The organism is Vibrio sp. OPT46 (genome assembly GCF_015163535.1).
In the GTDB taxonomy this organism is placed as follows: domain Bacteria; phylum Pseudomonadota; class Gammaproteobacteria; order Enterobacterales; family Vibrionaceae; genus Vibrio; species Vibrio alginolyticus.
This window is the reverse complement of record NZ_JADDYG010000397.1, coordinates 66,197-70,597: the sequence shown is the minus strand read 5'-3', so window position 1 is coordinate 70,597 and position 4,401 is coordinate 66,197. Positions and strand designations below refer to the sequence as shown.

General features: G+C 44.9%; 5 protein-coding genes and 1 pseudogene. All 6 read right to left on the bottom strand.

Translation table 11 applies throughout. The features are described from left to right. A pseudogene (locus IQR33_RS33465) lies at nucleotides 1-193 on the bottom strand (ribonuclease HII); the annotation flags it as partial. A gap of 9 nt (nucleotides 194-202) precedes the next feature. Next, nucleotides 203-1,342: a lipid-A-disaccharide synthase gene (gene lpxB, locus IQR33_RS18455; protein ID WP_017636041.1), complete on the bottom strand. Its 1,140-nt coding sequence runs from the start codon at nucleotides 1,340-1,342 to the stop codon at nucleotides 203-205. Between the two features lie 119 nt (nucleotides 1,343-1,461). Continuing rightward, the gene (gene lpxA, locus IQR33_RS18450; protein WP_005380357.1) at nucleotides 1,462-2,250 is read right to left on the bottom strand and encodes an acyl-ACP--UDP-N-acetylglucosamine O-acyltransferase; all 789 of its coding nucleotides are present in this window, start codon (nucleotides 2,248-2,250) and stop codon (nucleotides 1,462-1,464) included. Between the two features lies 1 nt (nucleotide 2,251). Continuing rightward, nucleotides 2,252-2,704, bottom strand: a complete 453-nt coding sequence (gene fabZ, locus IQR33_RS18445) for a 3-hydroxyacyl-ACP dehydratase FabZ (protein ID WP_005380349.1) — start codon at nucleotides 2,702-2,704, stop codon at nucleotides 2,252-2,254. A 232-nt stretch (nucleotides 2,705-2,936) separates the two neighbouring features. Further along, a complete protein-coding gene (gene lpxD, locus IQR33_RS18440; RefSeq protein ID WP_054576287.1) occupies nucleotides 2,937-3,968 on the bottom strand; it encodes a UDP-3-O-(3-hydroxymyristoyl)glucosamine N-acyltransferase in 1,032 nt (343 codons plus the stop codon). A gap of 6 nt (nucleotides 3,969-3,974) precedes the next feature. Continuing rightward, on the bottom strand, nucleotides 3,975-4,401 hold a 427-nt coding region (locus tag IQR33_RS18435; RefSeq protein WP_193843914.1), incomplete at its 5' end, for an OmpH family outer membrane protein.

Here is a 4,401-nt window from a genome sequence, read left to right as displayed (position 1 = left end):
CGGTCAATTTTTTCGAATCGTTCAACCCTTCAATAGGATTGTTAGGATCAAGGATAACCGCAGCGGTGACGACGTCTCCTACCAAAGGGCCACGTCCTACCTCGTCGACTCCGGCCACAAGCTGATAACCTTGCGGATATTCAAACGGAGGGAGTTCAACTTTGGTTTTGGTCGCTTTTGGTTTAACAGCCATGATAAATCTCTATTTTTCAATCAGTTTTAGAACCGCGTTTGCGGCTTGTTGATCCGCATCTTTACGAATCCAATGATGCATTTCCGTAAACTTATCTAACATCGGTTTATTATCGCTTTCCAATAAGCGAGAAACCTCAGTAAACAAATTGTCTGGTGTGCACTCATCTTGTAGATATTCTTTGACGAGCTCATCATCCGCCAAGATATTCGGCAATGACACATACTTCGTTTTCAATAGACGTTTAGCTAAAAAAGCAGTAAATGCATTCACACGATAACCCACCACCATTGGACGCTTGAGAAGCATACACTCCAACGCTACGGTACCGGAGGCCAACATCACGGCATCGGATGCGGTGATGACGTTGCGTGCGGTGTCATCAACTAACTTGAAGTCCAACTCTGGCGCTAGCTCTTTCCATGCTTGTTCAAACTGCTCACGGCGTTTTTGATTAACAAGCGCGACAACAAACCCCAGTTCTGGAAATTTTTTATGGAGTAACTTGCAGGTTTCAATAAATGGCTCTGAGAGCATTTTTAACTCGCTACCACGACTGCCTGGCAGGACAGCAAGCCACTTTTTATCTTGTTCTAAACCAAGCAACTCACGTGCAGGCGCTTGTTCTGATTCTAGTGGGATGGCATCAGCCAAGGTATGACCAATGAACTCGCAAGGTACATTAAATTTGTCGTAGAACGCTTTCTCAAACGGAAGAAATGCTAGCACCAAGTTCGTTGCCGCTTCTATTTTAAAGATGCGCTTCTGACGCCAAGCCCAAACAGACGGACTCACGTAATGAACGGTTTTAATGCCCGCTTGCTTGAGGTCAAGCTCCAGGCGTAAGTTGAAGTCAGGAGCATCGATCCCGATGAAAACATCAGGCGGATTCTGAGTAAAATACTGAACGAGCTCAGCTTTCACTTTAAGAAGTCTCGGTAAGCGGCCTAAAACCTCGACTAATCCCATCACCGCAAGCTCTTCCATATCAAACAGAGACTCGCAACCTTGGGCTATCATTTTCGGACCACCAATGCCTACGAACTCTGCGTCTGGATATTGTTGCTTTACTGCTTTGATAAAGCCTTCACCTAGCGTATCGCCAGACAATTCTCCGGCAATGATGCCAATACGTAATGGTCTTTCCATATCTACTTCGCTATTTTTCCTGTGCGCTATGGATAACGGTTTGCCTTATCCATAAAACACAAAAAGATCGTAACCTCAAATTTGGTCACGATCTTTTTATTTATTGGTTCATTCGCCAATTAACGAATAATGCCACGTTCCGTCGTTTCCAGAATATCTGAGAAACGCTTCACAGCCGGCCACTCTTGAGCCATTTCAGCCAGAATAGGCTTCACTTCTTCTAGCGTCTTACCTGAACGGTAGATTTCTTTATACGCTTTTTGTAGCGCACGAATCTCTGGTTTCTCAAAGCCATTACGCTTCAAGCCAACAAGGTTCAAGCCGAATGGAGTAGCGTGGTTACCTTGCGCGAGTACATAAGCTGGGACATCTTGCACCACAGCTGAACAGCCGCCAATGTAAGCGTAAGCGCCCACTGTACAAAACGGATGAATCGCAGACAGTGCCATCACACCGGCATAATCATCAACAGTAACGTGACCACCAAGAATCGAGTTATTACCGATATGAGTGTGGTTACCAATAACAACATCATGCGCAACGTGTGCATTCACACACAATAAGTTGTCATCACCAATGATCGTGGTTGCTTTGTCCTGCACTGTGCCGCGGTGAACTTGGACCGCTTCACGAATGACGTTACGGTCACCGATAACCACAGTTGTGTCTTCACCACCGTATTTTTTGTCTTGGTTTTCTTCGCCGATGACAGCATGTGGGAAAATACGGTTATCTTTGCCAATAGTCGTGTGACCTTTGATCACAACGTGAGACATCACTTCTGTGCCTTCACCAATTTCAACCGTAGAGGTGATGTACGTAAAAGGACCTACTGTTACGTTAGCACCAATTTTGGCGCCCTCTTCTACCACCGCTGCCGGGTGGATTTTAGCGGTTTCATGAATCATATTAAAACTCTCGACGAGCACACTTCAGTTCTGCAGAACATACCACTTCGCCGTCAACTTTTGCTACACCGCTAAATGCAGCAATGCCGCGACGTTCTTTCAGAAATTCTACCTCAATAACCAATTGGTCGCCCGGAACCACTGGTTTACGGAATTTCGCGCCGTCTACGCTTGCAAAGTAGTACAGTTCATTTTCTGTTGGTGCACCAAATGATTTAAATGCAAGTAAGCCTGTTGCCTGAGCCATTGCTTCTAAAATCAAAACACCTGGGAATACTGGTAGTTGAGGAAAGTGACCTGTGAACTGAGGTTCGTTAACCGACACGTTTTTAATCGCGTGAAGGTACTTCTCTTCTTGGAAGTCTATCACTCGGTCGATCAATAAGAATGGGTAGCGATGAGGTAGTAGCTCTTGAATTTCAGAGATGTTCATCGTTTTCTTTTCAGTAGTCAAAGTCGTCTTCCTATATCAATTTTTTGCCGCCAAGATGGCAAACGTGGCAACAGGTCGTAAAGCCGAATCGCTTTGCAATATACTAGCAAAATACGCACCATCTTGGAGTTAAATCTACTTAGAGCGCGTCATTATAGAAGAAAAAGACCCGCATTTCGCGAGTCTTCGTACAGAATATGGAACTAGAGCCTGTTAGCTTTCACGTTAAATACAGAGCGAAAGATAACTTGTTCTAAATTTCTTCTTTCTGTTCCAGCTGTTTTTCAACCGCTTTTAGGCGCTTATTCATCTCATCAATACGGTGAACTCGAGTTGCAGTTTTACGCCACTCTCTGTTCGTTTGTAGTGGAATACCTGATGAGTAAAGGCCTTTTTCTTCGATACTGCGCATTACCATGCCCATACCTGTAATCGCCACACCATCTGCGATAGTGATATGGCCATTCAGAACAGACGCGCCGCCAATCTGGCAGTACTTACCAATTTTTGTACTGCCCGCGACAATAGTACCACCAGGCATCACGGTACCATATCCGATCTGCACGTTGTGCGCGATTTGAAGTTGGTTATCCAGAATGACATTGTCTTCAATGATAGTATCTTCGAGTGCACCGCGGTCAATCGTAGTACAAGCACCAATCTCAACGCGGTTACCGATACGCACTGAACCAAGCTGAGGAATTTTGATCCACTCGCCTTTGTCATTCGCATAACCGAAGCCATCAGAGCCAATGACGGTACCCGATTGAACGAGACAGTCATCACCCAATGACACTTCATGATAGATAGTGACATTAGCCCAAAGCTTGGTGTTATTCCCTAGTTTGGCGTTCTTACCGATAAAACAACCAGCGCCAACGCTTACGTTATCGCCGAGTTCTACGCCCGTTTCAATCACAGCGTTAGCGCCGATTGTAACGTTCTCACCCATCTTAACGTCGCCGGCAATCACAGCACTTGGTGCAATATCGTCTGCCGGTGTTGGTGTGGTATCCATCGCTTGGACCACACGAGCAAATGCGACATAAGGGTCTGAAACCACTAGCGCATTTCCAACGCATTGATCTTTATGCTCAGCCTTTACCATAACAACGGTAGCTTGGCACTCAGAAAGGTGTTTTGCGTATTTTGGGTTAGACAAGAAGGTTACGTCACCTTCTTGTGCTTTATCCATTGGGGCAACACGGCTTACAACGAGAGACTCGTCACCAAACAGCTCACCCCCGGTAATTGTCGCCAATTCGGCTAATGTTAATGTCTTCATAACTTCTTATTTTAGAGCTTTAATTACGTCTTCAGAAATATTGTATTCTGGCTTGCCGTACTGCAAAGCAGAGATATCAATCACAAGATCGTAACCATTTTTGTCTGCGACTTTCTTAACTGCATCTTGAATCGTTTTGAAAAGCTTCGCTTTTTCTTCAGCTTCACGACGCGCACTTGCTTTTTCAAGTGCTTGTGCTTTCACTTTGTACTCGCTGTCTAGCTTCGCGATATCGATACGTAGCTTTTCAACTTCGTCTTGACCCAAAAGCTCGCCGTCACGTTGTAGCTTCTCAATCTTTGTTTTAGCTTGTGCTTGGATTGACTTCAGTTCATCAGCTTTGCTTTTGAAGTCTTTCTGCATTTTTTGTAGTACAACTTCACGTTGAGGAAGAGCTTGGAAAACTTGAGCTGTATTTACATAAGCAATTTTT

Excerpts from the sequence above, each read along its gene's own strand:
- lpxD (WP_054576287.1), bottom strand. The coding sequence starts at position 3,968 with ATGAAGACATTAACATTAGCCGAATTGGCGACAATTACCGGGGGTGAG.
- lpxA (WP_005380357.1), bottom strand. The coding sequence starts at position 2,250 with ATGATTCATGAAACCGCTAAAATCCACCCGGCAGCGGTGGTAGAAGAG.
- lpxB (WP_017636041.1), bottom strand. The coding sequence starts at position 1,342 with ATGGAAAGACCATTACGTATTGGCATCATTGCCGGAGAATTGTCTGGC.